The organism is Promicromonospora sp. NPDC057488 (genome assembly GCF_042802395.1).
Taxonomy (GTDB): Bacteria; Actinomycetota; Actinomycetes; order Actinomycetales; family Cellulomonadaceae; genus Promicromonospora.
Genome location: NZ_JBHVEG010000125.1, coordinates 1 through 18,886, shown reverse-complemented (window position 1 = coordinate 18,886; position 18,886 = coordinate 1). Strand labels below are relative to the sequence as shown.

The window sequence follows — 18,886 nt, the reverse complement described above, 5'->3', positions numbered from 1 at the left end:
GGGTGCACGCCTTCTTCACGTCCGGAGCGGGCGGCGTCTCGCCCGCGCCGTGGGCCGCGGCCGACGGCAGCGGCGGCCTGAACCTGGGCCTGAACGTGTCCGACGACGAGGCGCGCGTCGCGGTCAACCGGTCCCGGGTGGCGGAGCGGCTCGGCGCGCCCGTGGCGTTCGCCACCCAGGTGCACGGCGACGTGGTGCTCGACCTGGGCGCGGCCGAGCGGGAGCAGTGGGCCGCGCACCGGCCGCCGGCGTCGGCGGGGGAGGGTGACGCACTGGTCACCGCCGAGCGCGGGCTGGGGCTCGGCGTCCTGGTCGCGGACTGCGTCCCGGTGCTGCTGGCCGACCCGGTCGCGCGCGTGGTCGCCGTCGCGCACGCGGGGCGCAAGGGTGTGCTGGCCGGCGTGGTGCACCGGGCGCTGGACTCGATGGTCGCCCGGGGCGCGGACCCGGCACGCGTGCGCGCCGCCGTCGGGCCCGCTGTGTGCGGCCGGTGCTACGAGGTGCCCGCGGCGATGCGCGACGAGGTCGCCGCCGTCGTGCCCGAGACGTTCGCGACCACGGACGACGGCACGCCGGGGCTCGACCTGCCCGCCGGCGTGGTCGCCCAGCTCGCCGCCCGGGGCGTCGCCGCGACGCTCGTGGAGCGCTGCACGCTCGAGGACCAAGAGCTGTTCTCGCACCGGCGGGCGAGCGTGACGGGTGTCACGACCGGCCGCCAGGCGGGCGTCGTAGCGCTCTTCTGACCGCCCGTGGCGGATCTGTGCCACCTCCGCGACACGCCGATAACAGGGCCCTGACCTGCGAAATCACACGGATGTCGTTTTTAGCGAGCAATCGCTGAACAACTTTGGCAAAGTTGTTCGTGGCACGGCGTGTCGCACTTCCGGGTCGGATTGCGCCGGGCTACTTTTGTCAAGGCGACCTCGACGTGAGGTCAAGGTCGGACCTGTTGTACGGGCCCGCTGGACACAGACAGAAGGACGCACAGCAGGCGACGAACGGAGAGTGTGCGATGGCCGGAGCGCTTCGCAAGACCATGCTGTATCTGGGCCTCGCCGACGATCAGGGCGAGCAGGAGTACCTCGACGAGTACGACGAGGGCCTGGAGGAAAACGTGGAGGACCACCGGCACGCACAGGTCACGCCGCTGCACCGCGACGGCGTTCCCCGCGAGGCCCTGTCCTCCTCGGACCTGCGCCGCATCACGACCGTGCACCCGCGGTCGTACAACGACGCCCGGAGCATCGGCGAGGCATTCCGCGCCGGCACCCCGGTCATCATGAACCTCTCCGACATGGACGACGCCGACGCCAAGCGCCTGGTGGACTTCTCCGCCGGCCTCATCTTCGGTCTGCACGGCTCGATCGAGCGGGTGACCAACAAGGTCTTCCTGCTCTCTCCCGAGCACGTGGAGATCGCGGCCGAGGAGCAGGTCGCCACCGAGAAGCCGAACGGTCGTGGCGGCTTCTACAACCAGAGCTGAACACCGGCATCACGAGACCTGGGCGGAGGGCGGTCGCTGCGGCGGACGCCCTCCGCTCACGTCTGTCCCCGGGGGTCCGGATCGCGGGCCCCGGGGCCGGGGCGAGTGAATCGGGGACCACGTTCGTGGTGGCTCGTGTGGTCCAGGGGCCGGACGCGTTAGGTTGTGCCTGTGAATCTGATCCTGCAGTTCATCGGCTTTCTGCTGTGGCTCTTCATCCTGTTCCTGATCGGCCGCCTCATCTTCGACTGGGTGCAGTTCTTTGCCCGGGACTGGAGGCCGCGTGGTGTGCTGCTCGTGATCGCCGAGGCGGTCTACACGGTGACGGACCCGCCCCTGCGGTTCCTGCGTCGGCTGATCCCGCCGCTGCGGCTGGGTCAGGTGCAGCTCGACCTGGCCTTCATCGTCCTGTTCTTCGGCGTCTCGATCCTCTCGCAGCTGGTCGGGGCCTGGGCGGCGAGGGTCTGACACGTCCGGGCCACGTGGTGAATGTGTGCCGGTTCGCGGCAGGCCTGGTCGAGTCGCGGACGGCGAACTGTGCGAAAACATTGACCTCGCCATGGAAATGGCCTGGGGTGACACGGCACACTCTGTGATGAAATCGTGCCCGGGGGTGCTCCCGGTGTCCCACGCCGATGTCGTCCGCTACCGTGGGCTTCGGCGAAGGGCGCGCCGCTTGCTAGCGCCGACGTCCGAGTTCAGCGTTCCGTTCTAACTTTCGAGGTGACACGATGGCACTGCTTACTGCAGAGGACATCCTCAACAAGAAGTTCTCCGCGACGAAGTTCCGCGAGGGCTATGACGTCGAGGAGGTCGACGACTTCCTCGACGAGGTCGTGCGGACGCTGACCAACGTCCAGGAGGAGAACGAGGGCCTCCGGCAGAAGGTCGCCGCCGCCGAGCGCCGCATCGCGGAGCTGTCGCGCAGCGACGCCGCGGCGCCCGCCCGCGCGCAGGCCGCGCCGGTCGCGGCCCCCGTCATGCCGACCGGTCCCGCCGGCCCCAAGGGCAACGGCCCCGAGCCGGAGTCGGCGACCGGGATGCTCCAGCTGGCCCAGAAGCTGCACGACGACTACGTGCGCTCCGGCCAGGAGGAGGGCGACCGCCTCATCACGGAGGCCAAGACCGAGGGTGCGCGCATCGTGCGCGACGCCGAGGAGACCTCCCACCGCACGCTCTCCCAGCTCGAGCAGGAGCGTTCGCTGCTGGAGCGCAAGATCGACGAGCTGCGCCTGTTCGAGCGCGACTACCGCACGCGGCTGAAGAGCTTCCTGCAGAACCTGCTGGGCGACCTGGACGCACGCGGCTCGGCCCTGCCGCCGCGCAACAACCAGCAGTCCGGCCGGCCGGCCGAGATGGCTCAGGGCATCTGACAGCAGAGCACCACCTGACACGCACGGCGACCGGACGTTCCCACCTCACGTCCGGTCGTCGTGCGTGTCGTGCCAGAGACCCGCATCATGGGGGGCGCGCCACACCGGCGTGCCCCGTTGTGCGTCTGGCCGCTTGTGCTTACGCTTCGTGCACTTGACCACCGGGGGCGACCGCGAAGGGGAACCCATGACCAAGATCTCGACTGCGACGCGAGCGGCGATCAAGCAGGAGTTCCCGAACCTGACACGCGACGTGAAGAAGTTTCCCGTCCGTGACGGTGAAGAACCCTGGACCGTCCGCGAGGCCGAGGAGCTGGCGGCACTGCTCCTCGAGGACAAGGAGCGGCTGGAGCGTGAGCTGCACGTCGCCGACCGGGAGCTGTCCGACCTGCTGCGCAACTCCGGCGACGGCGCCGGCGACGACCAGGCCGACTACGGCTCGAGCGCCCTGGAGCGCGAGCAGGAGCTGACGCTTGTCAACAACATGCGTGACCTCCTGGACCAGACGAACCACGCCCTGGGCCGGATCCGCAAGGGCACGTACGCCACGTGCGAGCTCACGGACCTGCCCATCGGCAAGGCCCGGCTCCAGGCCTTCCCGCGGGCCACGCTGTCCGTCGAGGCCAAGGCGCGCGAGGAGCGCCGCGGGGCCTGAGCGGTCGGCGCGGCGAGGGGTCGCGCCGGATCGCGCACCGGGTCTCGCACCGGATATCAACGCTGTGATGTCTGAGTTACGTGCATACCTGATGCATTGGTATGGAGTTCGATCCTGGAATGTCGTTTTTCGGTCTCCAGGTGCTCTGTGCGGCGGGTCACGTTCCGATTGACAGGGTGAATTTCTCCCCGGATGCTCGTCCAGGTGAATCACACACGTGTGGTTCACCGCTATTTCGACGGATGCTATTCGAGGGGGAAAACACAATGATCCGAGGATTCCGTGCAACGTGTCGTGCGGGCGCTGCCGTGGCCATGTCGGCCGGGCTGGTTGTCGCCGCTGCGACGGGTGCGAGCGCGCTGACCTTCGGCGACGCGCCTGAGGCGCTCGTGGTCAGCCCGTCCGAGGCCAGCGCGGTGCTCGGCGGGGTCGAGGGCGCTGTCGGCGTCGTCGGTGTTGACGGTGCGCTCGACGTGCTCGGTGCGACCCAGAACGCGGAGCTCCCCGAGGGGATCGACGGCGTGATGGTCCCCGAGGACGTCGCCACTGCTGGTGAGGTCGTCGAGATCGGTGGCGACGGCAGCTTCAACGCGCTGAACAACGTCTGCGTCGCCCCCTGGTACTGGGAGGGCCCCGGCAACGTCGGCAGCACCGCGAACCTGACCGACTACCAGGCCTGCGGTGAGGGCGACGCCGTCATCGGTGGCGAGGACTCCATCAACGTCCTGAACAACGTGTGCGTCGCGCCGTGGCACTGGGACGGCCCGCTGAACCTGTTCCAGACCGGCAACGTGACCGGCTACGCCGCTTGCTGACGTTCTGACGTCAATTGACTCTCGCCGTGCGGTGACGCGGCGTTGATGTCGCACCAGGCGAGGCCCTTTCCCGGAACTCCGGGAAAGGGCCTCGTCTCTTTTTGTGCGACGGTCCCGTAATACGCGTTCTTTTGTTCATCGGTTCAGTAATGGATGGCGCGTCGTGCCTCGCCCGGGCGGCGTTTCCGGCGGGCGGCCGGACCCTGGGACCGGGAGGGCTCGCGGCATGGGAGACTTTGCCTGATGTCTACTCCCGCTGAACCCTCCGCCGTGGCCGGCGACGAGACGAGCCCCGCCACGCCCGCGCCGTCGGGCAGCCGTGTGCTCGTCGCCTGGACCGGCGTGCTCGCGGCCCTCGTCCTGGCCGCCGACCAGCTGACGAAGTGGTGGGCCGAGTCCGCGCTGACCGTGAACGCCGAGCCCATCCCGCTCGTCGGCGACCTGCTGGGGCTGCGCCTCATCTACAACCCGGGCGCCGCGCTGTCGATCGCCTCGGGCTACACCTGGATCCTGACCATCGTCGTGACGGTGGTCGTGATCTTCATCGTCCGCGCCATCGGCCGGCTCGGGTCACGCGGCTGGGCGGTCGCGCTCGGCCTGCTGCTCGGCGGCGCCGTCGGCAACCTCATCGACCGCCTCGCGCGCGAGCCCGGGTTCGCCCGTGGCCACGTCGTGGACTTCATCGACTACGCCGGTTTCTTCGTGGGCAACGTGGCCGACATCGCCGTCGTCGCCGCGGCCGTGCTGATCGCGCTGCTGTCGCTGCGGGGCATCGGCCTGGACGGCAAGCGGCACACCGGGGACGAGCGGGACGAGTCCGCGAAGCCGGACGGCGACGCGAGCGAACCCGCCTGATGGCGCTGCGGACCCTGCCCGTCCCGGACGGGCTCGCAGGCGACCGGGTCGACGCGGCGCTGGCGCGCATGCTCGGCTTCTCCCGCACGCGTGCGGCCGAGCTCGCCGAGGCCGGCGCCGTCCAGCTCGACGGGCGTCCCGTGGGCAAGTCGGACCGCGTGGTCGCGGGCGGCTGGCTCGAGGTGGACATGCCGGAGGAGCGGCCCGCCGTCGAGGTCGTGGCGGAGCCGGTGCCCGGCATGGGCATCGTGTACGACGACGACGACCTGGTAGTGATCGACAAGCCGGTCGGCGTGGCGGCGCACCCGTCGCCGGGCTGGACCGGACCCACCGTGGTCGGCGCGCTGATCGCCGCGGGCTACCGCGTCTCGACGTCGGGCGCCGCCGAGCGGCAGGGCATCGTGCACCGGCTCGACGTCGGCACCTCGGGCCTGATGGTCGTGGCCAAGTCGGAGGTCGCCTACACGGGCCTCAAGCGCGCCTTCAAGGAGCGCACGGTCGACAAGGTCTACCACGCGCTCGCGCAGGGGCACCCGGACCCGACGTCGGGCACCATCGATGCCCCGATCGGCCGGCACCCCAGCTCGGACTGGAAGTTCGCGGTGACCGCGGACGGCAAGCCGTCGGTGACGCACTACGAGACGCTGGAGATGCTGTCTGCGGCGTCGCTGATGGAGGTGCACCTGGAGACGGGGCGCACCCACCAGATCCGGGTGCACTTCGCTGCGCTGCGCCACCCGCTGGTGGGCGACCTGACCTACGGAGCGGACCCCGTCCTGGCGTCCAAGGTGGGGCTGACCAGGCAGTGGCTGCACGCCCACCGGCTGGGTTTCGAGCACCCGGTCACGGGGCGCTGGGTCGAGGTGGAGTCGCCGTACCCGGCCGACCTGGAGGCCGCTCTCGAGGTCGTGCGGGGGGCGTACACCTGATGTGAGAAGTGGCTCGGCGTTGCTGGGCCGGAGTGTCGGAGAGCCGTCCTAAGATCATGGACATGCCCTCCGCCACCGCTTCGAAGAGCGACGACTTCGTCCACCTCCACGTCCACACCGAGTTCTCGATGCTGGACGGCGCGGCCCGGATCGGCGACCTCATGGAGGAGGTCGGGCGGCAGGGGCAGCACGCCATCGCGACCACCGACCACGGGTACCTGTTCGGGGCGCACGAGTTCTGGGCGCAGGCGCAGAAGGCGGGCATCAAGCCGATCATCGGGGTCGAGGCGTACATCACGCCGGGCACCAGCCGGTTCGACCAGACCCGCGTGCGCTACGGCGAGGCGGGCCAGGAGTCGGACGACGTCTCGGCGCGTGGTGCGTACACGCACATGACGCTGCTGAGCAAGAACAACACCGGCATGCACAACCTGTTCCGGGCGTCCTCCCTGGCCTCCCTGGAGGGCCAGATGGGCAAGTGGCCCCGGATGGACCGCGACCTGCTGGAGCGGTACTCCGACGGCCTGATCGCCACGACGGGCTGCCCGTCCGGCGAGATCCAGACCCGGCTGCGGCTGGGCCAGTGGGACGAGGCGGTGCGCCAGGCGGGCGAGCTGCAGGAGATCTTCGGCAAGGAGAACTACTACGTCGAGCTGATGGACCACGGGCTCGACATCGAGACCCGGGTGACCAAGGAGCTCCTCGAGCTGTCCAAGGTCATCGGCGCCAGGCTCGTCGCCACCAACGACCTGCACTACGTGCGCGAGGAGGACTCGACCAGCCAGGAGGCGCTGCTGGCGATCAACTCCGGCTCGACGCTGGACGACCCGAACCGTTTCAAGTTCGACGGCTCCGGCTACTACGTGAAGTCCGCCGCCGAGATGCGCAAGGTCTTCAAGGAACTGCCCGAGGCGTGCGACAACACGCTGCTCATCGCCGAGCAGTGCGAGGTCTCCTTCGACACCTCGGCCAACTACATGCCGCGCTTCCCCGTCCCGGACGGCGAGGACGAGATCTCCTGGTTCATCAAGGAGGTCGAGGCGGGCCTGCTGCGCCGCTACCCGAACGGCTACTCGGACGACGTGCGCAAGCAGGCCGACAAGGAAGTCGAGATCATCATCCAGATGGGCTTCCCGGGGTACTTCCTCGTGGTCGCCGACTTCATCAACTGGTCCAAGGACCAGGGCATCCGCGTGGGACCGGGGCGTGGTTCGGCCGCCGGGTCGATGGTGTCCTACCTGATGGGCATCACCGAGCTGGACCCGCTGGTGCACGGGCTCATCTTCGAGCGCTTCCTCAACCCGGAGCGTGTCTCCATGCCCGACGTCGACGTCGACTTCGACGAGCGTCGGCGCGGTGAGGCCATCCGGTACGTGACGGAGAAGTACGGCGACGACCGCGTGGCCCAGATCGTCACCTACGGCACCATCAAGGCCAAGCAGGCCCTCAAGGACTCCGCCCGGCTGCTCGGCATGCCGTATGCCATGGGCGAGAAGCTCACCAAGGCCATGCCGCCCGCCGTCATGGGCAAGGACATCTCGCTGAGCGGCATCTTCGACCCGAAGGACAAGCGGTACTCGGAGGCGGCGGAGTTCCGCCAGGTGCACGAGGCCGACCCCGAGGCGCAGCGCGTTGTCGAGCTCGCCCGCGGTATCGAGGGCCTGAAGCGCCAGTGGGGCGTGCACGCGGCCGGCGTCATCATGTCGAGCGAGCCGCTGATCGACATCATCCCGATCATGAAGCGCCCGCAGGACGGCGCGGTCATCACGCAGTTCGACTACCCGACGTCCGAGGGCCTCGGCCTGATCAAGATGGACTTCCTGGGTCTGCGCAACCTCACGATCCTCGACGACGCGCTCGAGAACATCGTGATGAACGGCAAGGACGCCATCGACATCGAGAAGGTGGCGCTCGACGACAAGCCCACCTACGACCTGCTCGCCAGCGGGAACACGCTCGGCGTGTTCCAGCTCGACGGCGGCGCCATGCGCGCGCTGCTGCGGCAGATGCGGCCCGACAACTTCGAGGACGTCTCCGCAGTCATCGCCCTGTACCGGCCCGGGCCGATGGGCATGAACTCGCACATCAACTACGCGATGCGCAAGAACGGCCAGCAGCAGATCGAGGCGATCCACTCCGAGGTCGTCGAGCCGTTCGCGGAGATCCTCGACGAGACCTACGGCCTGATCGTCTACCAGGAGCAGGTGCAGCGCGCCGCCCAGATCATGGCCGGCTACTCGCTCGGACAGGCCGACCTGCTGCGCCGCGCCATGGGCAAGAAGAAGCCCGAGGTGCTGGCCAAGGAGTACGTCAACTTCGAGAAGGGTGCGAAGGAGAAGGGGTACAGCGCCGGAGCGATCAAGGCGGTCTGGGACACCCTGGTCCCGTTCGCCGGCTACGCCTTCAACAAGGCGCACTCCGCCGGCTACGGCCTCGTCGCCTACTGGACCGCCTACCTCAAGGCCAACTACCCGGCCGAGTACATGGCCGGCCTGCTGCAGTCGGTGGGTGACAACAAGGACAAGATGGCGCTCTACCTCAACGAGTGCCGTCGCATGGGCATCACGGTGCTCCCGCCGGACGTCAACGACTCCGCGGCCAAGTTCACGGCCGTCGGCGGCGACATCCGGTTCGGCCTCACAGGTGTGCGCAACGTGGGCCGCAACGTCGTGGACGCGATCGTCGAGGCCCGCGAGGAGAAGGGCAGCTACACGTCCTTCCAGGACTTCCTGGACAAGGTCCCCGCCCCCGTCTGCAACAAGCGCACCATCGAGTCCCTCATCAAGGCCGGCGCGTTCGACTCGCTCGGCCACACGCGGCGCTCGCTGCTCGTGATCCATGAGCAGGCCGTCGACTCCGTGATCGGCGTGAAGCGCAAGGAGGCCGAGGGTCAGTTCGATCTCTTCGCCGACTTCGGCGGCGGCGCCGACGACGAGGGCATGGGTTTCTCCGTCGACGTGCCGGACCTGCCGGACTGGGAGAAGAAGCAGAAGCTGCAGTTCGAGCGCGAGATGCTCGGCCTGTACGTGAGCGACCACCCGTTGTCGGGCCTGGAGCACGTGCTGCAGCGGGCGGCCGACACCTCGGTCGCCTCGCTGCTCGCCGACGAGAGCCGGCCGGACGGCTCGGTGGTGACCGTGGCGGGCCTGCTCACCTCGGTGCAGCGCAAGATGAGCAAGAACGGCAACCCGTGGGCGGCCGTGACCGTCGAGGACCTGGAGGGTGCCGTCGAGGTCATGTTCTTCGGCGAGACCTATCTCGCCTACTCGACGATGCTGGCCGAGGACCAGGTCGTGGTGCTGCGCGGCAGGGTGCGACGCCGTGACGAGTCCATGCAGCTGCAGGCGATGGAGGTGGCCCTGCCGGACGTCACGGTGGGCTCCGACTCGCCGCTGTCCGTGACCATGCCGCACACGCGCGCGATCGAGTCGGTCGTGGTCCGGCTGCGCGAGGTCCTCGCGACGCATCCCGGGTCCGCGGAGGTGCACATCGCCGTGGCAGAGCCCGGCAAGCGGACCGTGGTGCGCGCCGCAGACAGCCTGCGGGTGGAGAAGTCACCCGCGCTGTTCGGCGACCTCAAGGCGCTGCTCGGCCAGGGCTGCCTGTCGTGACTGAGGCCCCCGGCGCGGCGCAGGCCGAGACCGACCGCTACGACGAGCGCGACCACGAGCGGTTCACGGTCGTGCCCGCGGCATACCTCTACTTCCGGCGAGAGGGGCAGGTGCTGCTCCAGCTCCGGCAGGGCACCGGCTACCGCGACGGCTACTGGGCCTGCGCGGCCGCCGGCCACGTCGAGGAGGGCGAGTCGGTGATCGAGACCGCCGTACGCGAGGCCCGCGAGGAGCTCGGCGTCGAGGTGGCGCCCGAGGACGTCCGGCCGCTCATCGTGCTGCACCGCGGCGAACCGGGCGGGCCGGCGATCGAGCAACGGGTCGACTTCATGTTCGAGGTCACCCGCTGGACCGGGACACCGTCGATCCAGGAGCCCGACAAGGCCGCCGACCTGGCCTGGTTCCCGTTCGTCGGGCTGCCGGACCCGGTCGTGCCGCACGAGCTCGCCGTGCTCCGCGCCGTGCACGACGCCGGCCGCCACGGCACGGAGATGCCGCGGCTCATGACGTTCGGCTTCTGACCTTCGCCTCAAATGTCAGACGCTCAGGTCACCGGGGTGACCTGAGCGTCTGACACATCATGGGTGGGCTACGTCAGCAGGTGCCCACCTTCTCCCAGGGGCCCCACGGGATGCCCGGCTCCTGGTTGCGGGTCCACCACTTGGCCCGCCACAGCTTGCCCTCGTGCTCGACGGTCTCGCCGCCGGTATAGATCCACGAGTTCGTCCAGGCCTGGTAGGTGTCGTCGCCGCAGACGACGTCGGCCCCGACCTCGGACCACGGGCCCCACGGCGAGGCGCCCGGCTTCTCGCCCTTGGTCCACCACTGCGCGACCCACACCGAGCCGCCGTGGAGGACCTCGTCACCGGCGGTGTAGATCGTCTTGCGGTCCCACGCCGGGATGTCCGGCACGCCCGCCACGTCGACGTCGACCGAGGCCACGGCCGGCTCGTCGAACGGGTTGTTCGTGACGTGCTCGGCGGCGTTGGTGTACGTGCCGGTGACGGCGTCCTGGTCCACCGTGACGTCGTACGACAGGGTGACCGGGTCGCCGTCGGGCGCCACGTAGTCCAGGCAGATCGAGCTGCCGTCCGTGACGGCGGACGAGGGGTCGCCCGCGTTCACGACGGCGGTGGCGGCCGTGCCAGCGAGGTTCTCGACCCCGATCGTGGCCAGGTCAGGCAGCTCGCCTACCTCGCCGTACTCGAACATGATCTCCGGCCGGTCCGCCGCCACCGAGTTGTAGATCCAGGCCTGGAACTTGCCCACGGAGTTGGACAGGTCGGTCGGGTCGGCACCCCACGGGAACGGGTCGTCCCACTGGACCACCGCGACCTCGCCGCCGGACGTCGCCAGCCGCACGCCGCGGTCGTCGGCGAGCGAGAGCTGCAGGTCGGACCAGAGCGGCGCGATCACGCCGTTCGGGCCGTCCACGGCCGGGATCTCCTGGGGCTCCCAGGGCTTGCCGGTGTAGCCGCCCGTGATGGTGACCAGGCCGTCCTCGGAGACGACGAGGCCCGGCGACTGCTGGTCGTAGTGCGGGAACGGGCCGATGGGCGAGAACGTGTTCACGGCCGTGTTGTCGCCGTCCAGCGGGCTGAACCCGATCCCGTACGCGGCCAGGTCGTCGAACCCGGTCGCCCACGCCGCGCACTGCGGGGAGTCCGCCGGCGTCGACGCCTCGTAGGTGCCCACCGCGCCCACCAGCGTGGGCAGGTCGACCTCCCACGTGATGGTCTGCCCGTCGACGACGCCGTCACCGGTCACCGACGCCTCGTCGATGCTCAGCCCGTCCGGCACCGTGTCGGTGACCGTGTAGGTGAGGTCCTCGGGCGTGGCGTTCGGCTGGACCGTGATGTCGTACCCGATGGTGTCGCCGAGCCCGGCCGCGTCGACCGAGGCCGTCTTGGTCACGTCGTCGGCGATGCGGTTCAGGCGGACCGGGATCTCGCCGATGTCGCCCGGGCTGTCCGGCGAGCTGCCGAGCACCGCGGTGCCGTAGAACAGGTCGCCCTCGGCGGCCGTGGGCAGGTTCCAGTGCAGCCGCACGTCGTACGGCTCGCCCACCGGCACCTCGCCGTCGGGGCCGGCCACCCCGGCGTTGTCGCCGTCCGCTGCCGGGACCACGGCGGTCGCCAGCGTGTGGGCGTCGGGCTGGTCCTCGGTGCCCTGCCAGTTCTGGACCAGCACCCACCAGGTGCCGGCCTCCGGGTCGGGCACGTCGCAGTACTCCGCGGCGGACGACGTCGTCGAGGCGCACACCTGGGTCGCCGGGCTCGGCGTGTCCCCGGTGCCCACGAACATGTCGAGGTCCAGCGCCTCGGCAGCGGTGATCTCGGCCACGAGCCGCGTAGCGTCCTCGGGCACCTCCAGCGTGGTGACCTCGACCTTGCTCAGGTCGTCGAACGCGTCGGCGTTCGTCGGGTCCTGGCTGAGCGAGCCCTCGTGCAGGTCGGCCTCGACGAGGCCGCGCACCGAGCCGGTGAAGTCGCTGACCGCGACGGACTTCAGGCCGGTCACGGCCTGCGAGCCGGTGTCCCGGCGCGTGGTCACGTCGATCTCGTTCGGCAGGATCGCGCCGGACGGGACGACGGCGACCGGCAGGGTCACGGCCGGCACGTCCTCGTTGCTCGGGGTGAGCGTGACGCGGCCGAACAGCGTCTCGCCGTCGGGGGCGCCGTCGACGTCCGCCGTGACGGAGATGCCCAGCGAGTCACCAGGGGAGACGGTGTCGGTCGACAGGTCGACGGAGAGCGACAGCCCGTCGTCGGAGACCGCGGACGCCGTCCACGTGACGCCGGCCGGGGCCGACGGCGGCGCGACCGCCGTCCGCTCCCAGGAGCAGCTCGCGAGGCACTGGGTGTCGGCGAAGGACGGCAGGTTCAGGGTGCTGGGGTCGCCGCCCTGCTCCGGGTCGGCGGCCAGGTAGTCGGCGCCGGTCTCGTCGAACAGCAGGGCTGCCTGCACGGCCGCCCCGATGTCCATGTGGCCGCTGCCCTGCTCGTACGGGGTGGCGGGCGAGCCGTCGAAGTCCTTGACGCTGGTGCGCGCCGTGGTCATGAGCGCGGACTGCTGCTGCGCCGGGGTCCAGTCGGGGCGGGCCTGCGTGAGCAGAGCGCCCGCGCCGGCCACGTGCGGGCTCGACATCGAGGTGCCCGAGATGATGCCGTACTCGACGTGGTCGTACGCGCCGTCGGCCACGCCGTACGCGGCGAGGATGTCGACGCCGGGGGCGGTGATGGACGGGACGATCGTGTCGACGGCCCGGTTGGGGCCGCGCGACGAGAAGCTGGACATGGTGTCGCCCAGCGCGTCGTCCGTGATGAACGTGGTGCCGGCGATCGTGCCGGTGTGGTCCGAGCCCTCCGCGAGCCAGTCCCGCAGGGTCTCGCCGTCGGCGAAGCTGATCGCCACGCCCGGGACGGCGAACGCGTCACCGAGGAGCGAGCCGCCGTTGACCTCGTCGTTCGTCAGCACGAAGCCGGTGGCGCCCTGCGCCGCGACGTTCGAGGACTTCTCCACGCGGCCGTTGCCGCCGCGGGCGCAGACCACGATCTTGTCGGCGTACTCCGCCTCGTGGCCCGTGGTCGTGGTGCACTGCGGGTCACCCACGGAGCCCGCGTCGATGATCCCGGTGGCGGGCAGCGAACCGGTCAGGGACTTACCCCTGAGGTCCGCCAGGTCGCCGGCGCTGCTGGTCAGGTCGCCCAGGGTGTTGAGCATGTGCCGGTTGTGCGTCGAGGCGCCCACCGACGTGAGCCACGGCGCGTCGGCGGGGGAGCCCGTCGTGGCGAACCCGGGGCCGTCGTTGCCGTTGGAGGTGGCGACGAAGATGCCCGCGGCGCGCGCGTTGAGGAAGCCGAGCGCGTCGAAGTCGTTCCACAGGTCCGACGGCGACGAGGAGCCGATGGAGTAGTTGATGACGTCGACGCCGTCCGCGATGGCCTGGTCGATCGAGGCCGTCAGGCCCGCGGTGGTGCAGCAGCCGCGGTAGCTGATCACGTTGGCGTGCGGGGCGACGCCGGAGACGTCGAACGTCGGCGGGTTCGTGCCCTCCGGCGCCGTCGGCGTCACGTCGTCGACCACGTTGCCGCCCGAGGTGGAGGCCGTGTGGGAGCCGTGGCCGTCCTCGTCCAGCGCGCTGCGGTCGGCGGCGCTCAGGAACCCGTAGGCGCCGATGAGCTTGCCGTTGCACGGGAAGTCGGGGTCGTACTGGTCGGTGTTCGCCGGGTCGCAGACGCCCAGGTAGTTGCCCGCGCCGAGCGGGTTGGTGTGCGTGTAGCCGTCGTCGCCGGTCTCGGCGAACGAGGGGCTGGAGGGGTGGATGCCGGTGTCGATGGTGCCGATCACGACACCCTCGCCCTTGTAGTCCTCCGGCAGGTCCAGCTCCTCGACGGCGTTCCACAGCGCGTCGGCGTTGCTCCACGCCGGACCGGCGTCCGTGTGCAGCTCGTGCTCCTTGTCGAGCGCGATGTGCGCGACGGCCGGGTCCTCCGCGATCTCCCGCGCCTCTGCCGGGGTCAGCACCGCGGACAGGCCGTTGGCCGCGTACTGGTAGGTGAAGGGCACGTCGACGTCGTGGCCGACCGTCCGCTCCATGCGGGTGACGAAGTCGTCCTGCTCCGCCTCGAGGAACTCCGTGTACTCGCGTACCCGCGCCGTCGACGGGTCGAGCGTCCGGCCCGCGCGGGGCGCCGTGGAGGCCAGGCCCTCGACGCCGCCGGTGTAGGTGGGCACGGCGGCGTCGGTCAGACGGATCAGGTAGGTGCGCTCCGCCTTGCCGCGACCGAGCGCGAGCTTCTGGATCCCGGCGTCCCGCTCGACCCCGGCCTGCGGGGTGGTCTCGGCCGGCACGAGGTTCTCGGCGAGGCGGTCCCGGGGGCCTACCTTGTCCGCGGACGGTGGGGCGGCTGGGGTCACGGCAGCGGCCGCGGGCGTGAACGCCGCCGCTAGTGCCGTGACCGCGGCCACGGCGAGCAGGGGCGTTCTGGACCGGTATGACATTACGGCTCCCTCGGTACGGCAGCGATGGAACGTGCAACGTGCAGGTGTGCGACATTCCTCGCTTACCGCCCGGTGCAATGTCAATGCTTCTGTACAGGATTCACCCAGTCCAAGATCAGGACGCAGGTCAGGTCACAGATCCGGCGGCCGCCCGGTCGACACGTCGTACCAAGGAAACGACGACGAAGGGTGCGGCACATGACCGACACACAGGACCACGCGGGGCACGTGCACGGGGCCGGCGAGCACGACGGGCCGGTGGCGAGCTGGATGACGGCGGCCACGATGCTGCAGGACGCCTCGCCGATCACCGTGCCCGACGGCGCCTCGGCGATGACGATCCACGTCGAGTGGGAGCCGGGCGACCCGGGTACCCCGCCGCACCGCCACTCCGGGCCCGCCTTCGGGTATGTCATCAAGGGCGCCGTGCGGTTCGAGCTGGAGGGCGAGCCCGAGCGGGTCGTCGAGGCCGGCGGCACGTTCTGGGAGCCGGGCGGCGACGTCATCCACTACCAGGACGGCAACGCGCTGGACGACGCCCGGACCGAGTTCGTGGTGACCATGATGTGCGCGCCGGGCAAGCCGATGCTGGAGCTCGTGGCCGAGTCGGAGCTCGCGGAGCGGGCGCACCTGCGCGCGCCGCGCCCCGGGGCCTGACCTGCTAGTGGAACCGCCCGCGCACGGCCGCGCCGGGCGCGGGCCGGGCCGCGTGGGTGGCGACGGCGACGATGCGGTCGGCGAGCTCCTCGAGCGCGTCGCGCGTGTACTCCACCTGCTGCACCGACTTCAGGAAGCTGTGCACGCCCAGGCCGCTCGCGAAGTGGGCGGTGCCCCCGGTCGGCAGCACGTGGTTGGAGCCGGCCATGTAGTCGCCCAGCGACACCGGCGACCACGGGCCCACGAAGATCGCGCCCGCGCTGTGCACGCGCGCGGCCACCCGGGCGGCGTCGGCCGTCTGGATCTCCAGGTGCTCGGCGCCGTAGGCGTTGACTACGGCGAGCCCGGCCTCGATGTCGTCCACCAGGACGATCGCGGACTGCGGGCCGTCCAGGGCGCGCGCCACCCGGGTCGAGTGCTTGGTGGCCGATGCGAGGTCCAGGACCCGGGCCTCGACGGCGGAGGCGAGCTCCACCGAGTCGGTGACCAGCACGGACGCCGCCATCGGGTCGTGCTCGGCCTGGCTGATCAGGTCGAGGGCCACGTGCCCGGCATCCGCGGTGCCGTCGGCGAGCACGGCGATCTCCGTGGGCCCGGCCTCGGCGTCGATCCCCACGATGCCGCGCACCAGGCGCTTGGCCGCCGCGACGTAGACGTTGCCGGGGCCGGTGATGACGTCGACCGGCTCGCACAGCGTCTCACCGTCCTGCTCGGCGCTGCCCGCGGCGCCGTAGGCGAACATCGCCACGGCCTGCGCGCCGCCCACGGCGTATACCTCGTCCACCCCCAGCAGGGCGCACGCCGCCAAGATGGTCGGGTGCGGCAGTCCGCCGTTGTCCTTCTGCGGCGGGGACGCGACCGCGAGGCCGGGCACGCCAGCCTCCTGCGCCGCGACGACGTTCATCACGACCGACGACGGGTAGACCGCCAGCCCGCCCGGCGCGTACAGGCCCACCCGCTGGACCGGGATCCAGCGCTGCCGTACGACGGCGCCCGGCGCGAGCTCCGTGACGTGGTTCGGCGGGAGCTGCTCGGCGTGCACCCGGCGCACGCGGCGGATCGCTTCCTCCAGGCCGGCGCGGACCAGCGGGGTGAGGCTGTTCAGCGCGTCGGTCAGGGCGCTCGCGGGAACCCGCAGGTGCTCGGGCGCGATCCCGTCGAACCGCAGCGCGATCTCGCGCAGGGCGGCCGCGCCGCCCTCGCGGACCTGGCGCAGCAGCGGCTCGACCACATGGACGGCCTCGTCGACTCCGACCTCGGCACGGGGAAGGACGTCGAGGAGGGCGCGGCGGCCCAGGGACCGGCCGCGCAGGTCGATACGTTGGATCACCGGGCCAGTCTATGGCGGCGGACGGGAGACAATGCTGTGGTGTCCAACTCTGAGTCGAACGTCCCCGAGGTCCCGATCCGCGACGAGGTCATCCGCCTCGGCCAGTTCCTGAAGCTCGCCGACCTCGCCGAGGACGGCGCGCAGGCCCGCGACCTGATCGCCGACGGCGAGGTGCGGGTCAACGGCGAGGTCGAGACCCGCCGCGGCCGCCAGCTCGTGCGCGGCGACCTGGTGAGCGTGCTGATGCCGGCGGGCGAGGAGGCGGCAAAGGTCGGGTAGCTCAGGACGCCATGTACGTCGACGCCATCACCTTGTCCACGGTCACGCGCAGCACGATCCGCTCCGGGTTGGGCTGCAGCTGGCGGTAGCGGCGCGCGTACCGCGTGACGGCGTCGGCGATCTCGTCCTCGTCCTCGCTGACGGCGATCGTGCCCTCCAGCGTGATCCACCGGCCGCCGGACACCTGGCACAGTGCGGCGCGCGGCTCGCCGCCGTCGGGCCCCGGTACGGCGTGGCGGGCCTTGAACGAGGCCCGGTTGGTGGTGATGCGCGCGACCCCGGCGTCGGCGTCCCAGGTGAAGGCGACCGGGACGACGTGCGGCGTGCCGTCGGGGCGCAGGGTGGTGAGGGTCGCGAGGTGGCGCTCGGTGACGAAGACGAGCTGCTCGGGGTTGAGTCGGATCACCTCGCGAGTCTAGGTCGGCGCGGGTGAGCGCCCGGTCGCGCCGTGTGGTCGGGTTGTGGGTTCCCCGTATTCCCGGGTGTCCGGTATTTGGCTAGCGTTCCTGACAAATACCACGGCCCTAGGGAGTGCCATGAGACGGCGTACATCGTTCCTGGCGGCGGGTGTCACCGCCCTGCTCGTCACCGGACTGGCCATACCGGTCGTCGCGGCGCAGACCGGGCCGGTGGCGCAGGCCGCCGCGGCCGACTGCGCGGCGTCCGCCTGGACGGAGGGCAGCACGTACGCCGCCGGCGCCCACGTGACCCACCGCGGCCGGGCCTACACGTCGCTCGTGGCGCACACGGCGCACGTCGGCGCGGGCTGGAGCCCGGATGCCACGCCCACCCTCTGGACCGACGACGGCGCGTGCGCCACGCAGCCGGACCCCGACCCGACCGACCCGACGCCGGACCCCACGGACCCGACCCCGGACCCCGAGCCGACGCCGGCGGACTGCAGCCAGCGCCCGCGCCCGTCGGGCAAGGTGCTGCAGGGCTACTGGGAGAACTGGGACGGCGCGAGCAACGGCGTGCACCCCGGCATGGGCTGGATCCCGATCACGGACTCGCGCATCACCCAGCACGGCTACAACGTGGCGACCCTCGCGTTCCCCGTGATCCGCTCCGACGGCACGGTGCTGTGGGAGGACGGCATGGACTCCGGCGTCCAGGTGCCGAGCCCGGAGGAGATGTGCGCCGCCAAGGAGGCGGGCCTGACGATCCTGATGTCGATCGGCGGCGCGACCGCCGGGATCGACCTGTCCTCGCAGGCCGTGGCGGACCGGTTCGTCGCGACGATCGTGCCGATCCTGCGGGAGTACAACTTCGACGGCATCGACATCGACATCGAGACGGGCCTGACCGGCAGCGGCTCCATCACGCAGCTCTCGGCGTCGCAGGCCAACCTGATCCGGATCATCGACGGCGTGCTCGCCGGGATGCCGGCCGGGTTCGGCCTGACGATGGCGCCCGAGACCGCCTACGTGACCGGCGGCAGCGTGACCTACGGCTCGATCTGGGGCTCCTACCTGCCGATCATCAAGAAGTACGCCGACAACGGGCGCCTGTGGTGGCTCAACATGCAGTACTACAACGGCTCGATGTACGACTGCTCCGGCAACTCGTACGCGGCCGGGACGGTGGCCGGCTTCCAGGCGCAGACGGACTGCCTGGACGACGGGCTCGTCATCCAGGGCACGACGATCCGTGTCCCGTACGAGAAGCAGGTGCCGGGCCTGCCCGCCCAGCAGGGCGCGGGCGGCGGCTACATGGCGCCGTCCCTGGTCTCGCAGGCGTACGGCTCGTACAACGGGGCGCTCAAGGGCCTCATGACCTGGTCCATCAACTGGGACGGGTCGCGCGGCTGGACCTTCGCCGACAACGTGAAGGCCCTGCAGGGTCGGTAGTGCCGCGGGGCCTGCAGGCACGACGGCGCCGGGCGGACCTCGGGC

At 70.8% G+C, this 18,886-nt stretch carries 16 protein-coding genes; 13 read left to right on the top strand and 3 right to left on the bottom strand.

The window, feature by feature from the left end:
• The first annotated feature begins 2 nt into the window (after nucleotides 1-2).
• The 10 genes from pgeF (at nucleotide 3) to ACFU5G_RS21380 (ending at nucleotide 10,242) form a co-directional block, all read left to right on the top strand.
• On the top strand, nucleotides 3-743 hold the full coding sequence (pgeF, locus tag ACFU5G_RS21425; protein ID WP_377249373.1) for a peptidoglycan editing factor PgeF: 741 nt from the start codon (nucleotides 3-5) through the stop codon (nucleotides 741-743).
• A 269-nt stretch (nucleotides 744-1,012) separates the two neighbouring features.
• On the top strand, nucleotides 1,013-1,483 hold the full coding sequence (locus ACFU5G_RS21420) for a cell division protein SepF (RefSeq protein WP_020016673.1): 471 nt from the start codon (nucleotides 1,013-1,015) through the stop codon (nucleotides 1,481-1,483).
• A 171-nt stretch (nucleotides 1,484-1,654) separates the two neighbouring features.
• On the top strand, nucleotides 1,655-1,951 hold the full coding sequence (locus ACFU5G_RS21415; RefSeq protein WP_036958911.1) for a YggT family protein: 297 nt from the start codon (nucleotides 1,655-1,657) through the stop codon (nucleotides 1,949-1,951).
• A gap of 263 nt (nucleotides 1,952-2,214) precedes the next feature.
• Complete coding sequence (locus tag ACFU5G_RS21410; protein ID WP_020016671.1) at nucleotides 2,215-2,856, top strand: DivIVA domain-containing protein; 642 nt, start codon at nucleotides 2,215-2,217, stop codon at nucleotides 2,854-2,856.
• Nucleotides 2,857-3,043: 187 nt separating this feature from the next.
• A complete protein-coding gene (locus ACFU5G_RS21405; RefSeq protein WP_020016670.1) occupies nucleotides 3,044-3,511 on the top strand; it encodes a TraR/DksA C4-type zinc finger protein in 468 nt (155 codons plus the stop codon).
• Nucleotides 3,512-3,819: 308 nt separating this feature from the next.
• Entirely contained in the window at nucleotides 3,820-4,326 is a 507-nt protein-coding gene (locus ACFU5G_RS21400; RefSeq protein WP_377249371.1) for a hypothetical protein, read from the top strand.
• A gap of 243 nt (nucleotides 4,327-4,569) precedes the next feature.
• A complete protein-coding gene (locus ACFU5G_RS21395; protein ID WP_377249369.1) occupies nucleotides 4,570-5,181 on the top strand; it encodes a signal peptidase II in 612 nt (203 codons plus the stop codon).
• Entirely contained in the window at nucleotides 5,181-6,110 is a 930-nt protein-coding gene (locus ACFU5G_RS21390) for an RluA family pseudouridine synthase (RefSeq protein WP_377249367.1), read from the top strand. The genes ACFU5G_RS21395 and ACFU5G_RS21390 overlap by 1 nt, the downstream gene beginning before the upstream one ends.
• Before the next feature lie 56 nt (nucleotides 6,111-6,166).
• On the top strand, nucleotides 6,167-9,721 hold the full coding sequence (gene dnaE / locus ACFU5G_RS21385; RefSeq protein ID WP_377249365.1) for a DNA polymerase III subunit alpha: 3,555 nt from the start codon (nucleotides 6,167-6,169) through the stop codon (nucleotides 9,719-9,721).
• Nucleotides 9,718-10,242, top strand: a complete 525-nt coding sequence (locus tag ACFU5G_RS21380; RefSeq protein WP_377249363.1) for an NUDIX domain-containing protein — start codon at nucleotides 9,718-9,720, stop codon at nucleotides 10,240-10,242. Before dnaE ends, ACFU5G_RS21380 begins: the two co-directional genes overlap by 4 nt.
• 73 nt (nucleotides 10,243-10,315) lie before the next feature.
• On the opposite strand, the gene ACFU5G_RS21375 is transcribed toward ACFU5G_RS21380, so the two are convergent.
• Nucleotides 10,316-14,725: a S8 family serine peptidase gene (locus tag ACFU5G_RS21375; protein ID WP_377249361.1), complete on the bottom strand. Its 4,410-nt coding sequence runs from the start codon at nucleotides 14,723-14,725 to the stop codon at nucleotides 10,316-10,318.
• A 198-nt stretch (nucleotides 14,726-14,923) separates the two neighbouring features.
• Between ACFU5G_RS21375 and ACFU5G_RS21370 the strand changes: the two genes are divergently transcribed.
• The gene (locus ACFU5G_RS21370) at nucleotides 14,924-15,382 is read left to right on the top strand and encodes a cupin domain-containing protein (protein WP_377249359.1); all 459 of its coding nucleotides are present in this window, start codon (nucleotides 14,924-14,926) and stop codon (nucleotides 15,380-15,382) included.
• A 4-nt stretch (nucleotides 15,383-15,386) separates the two neighbouring features.
• Here ACFU5G_RS21370 and hisD read toward each other — a convergent pair whose 3' ends face one another.
• A complete protein-coding gene (gene hisD, locus ACFU5G_RS21365; RefSeq protein ID WP_377249357.1) occupies nucleotides 15,387-16,712 on the bottom strand; it encodes a histidinol dehydrogenase in 1,326 nt (441 codons plus the stop codon).
• Nucleotides 16,713-16,748: 36 nt separating this feature from the next.
• Here hisD and ACFU5G_RS21360 point away from each other — a divergent pair, with 36 nt between their 5' ends.
• Nucleotides 16,749-16,991 carry an RNA-binding S4 domain-containing protein gene (locus ACFU5G_RS21360; RefSeq protein WP_377249355.1) on the top strand — a complete coding sequence of 81 codons (243 nt, stop codon included), beginning with the start codon at nucleotides 16,749-16,751 and terminating at the stop codon, nucleotides 16,989-16,991.
• 1 nt (nucleotide 16,992) lies between these two features.
• On the opposite strand, the gene ACFU5G_RS21355 is transcribed toward ACFU5G_RS21360, so the two are convergent.
• The gene (locus tag ACFU5G_RS21355) at nucleotides 16,993-17,397 is read right to left on the bottom strand and encodes a pyridoxamine 5'-phosphate oxidase family protein (RefSeq protein WP_377249353.1); all 405 of its coding nucleotides are present in this window, start codon (nucleotides 17,395-17,397) and stop codon (nucleotides 16,993-16,995) included.
• A 130-nt stretch (nucleotides 17,398-17,527) separates the two neighbouring features.
• Here ACFU5G_RS21355 and ACFU5G_RS21350 point away from each other — a divergent pair, with 130 nt between their 5' ends.
• The gene (locus ACFU5G_RS21350; protein WP_377249351.1) at nucleotides 17,528-18,841 is read left to right on the top strand and encodes a glycosyl hydrolase family 18 protein; all 1,314 of its coding nucleotides are present in this window, start codon (nucleotides 17,528-17,530) and stop codon (nucleotides 18,839-18,841) included.
• The last annotated feature ends 45 nt before the right edge of the window (nucleotides 18,842-18,886 follow it).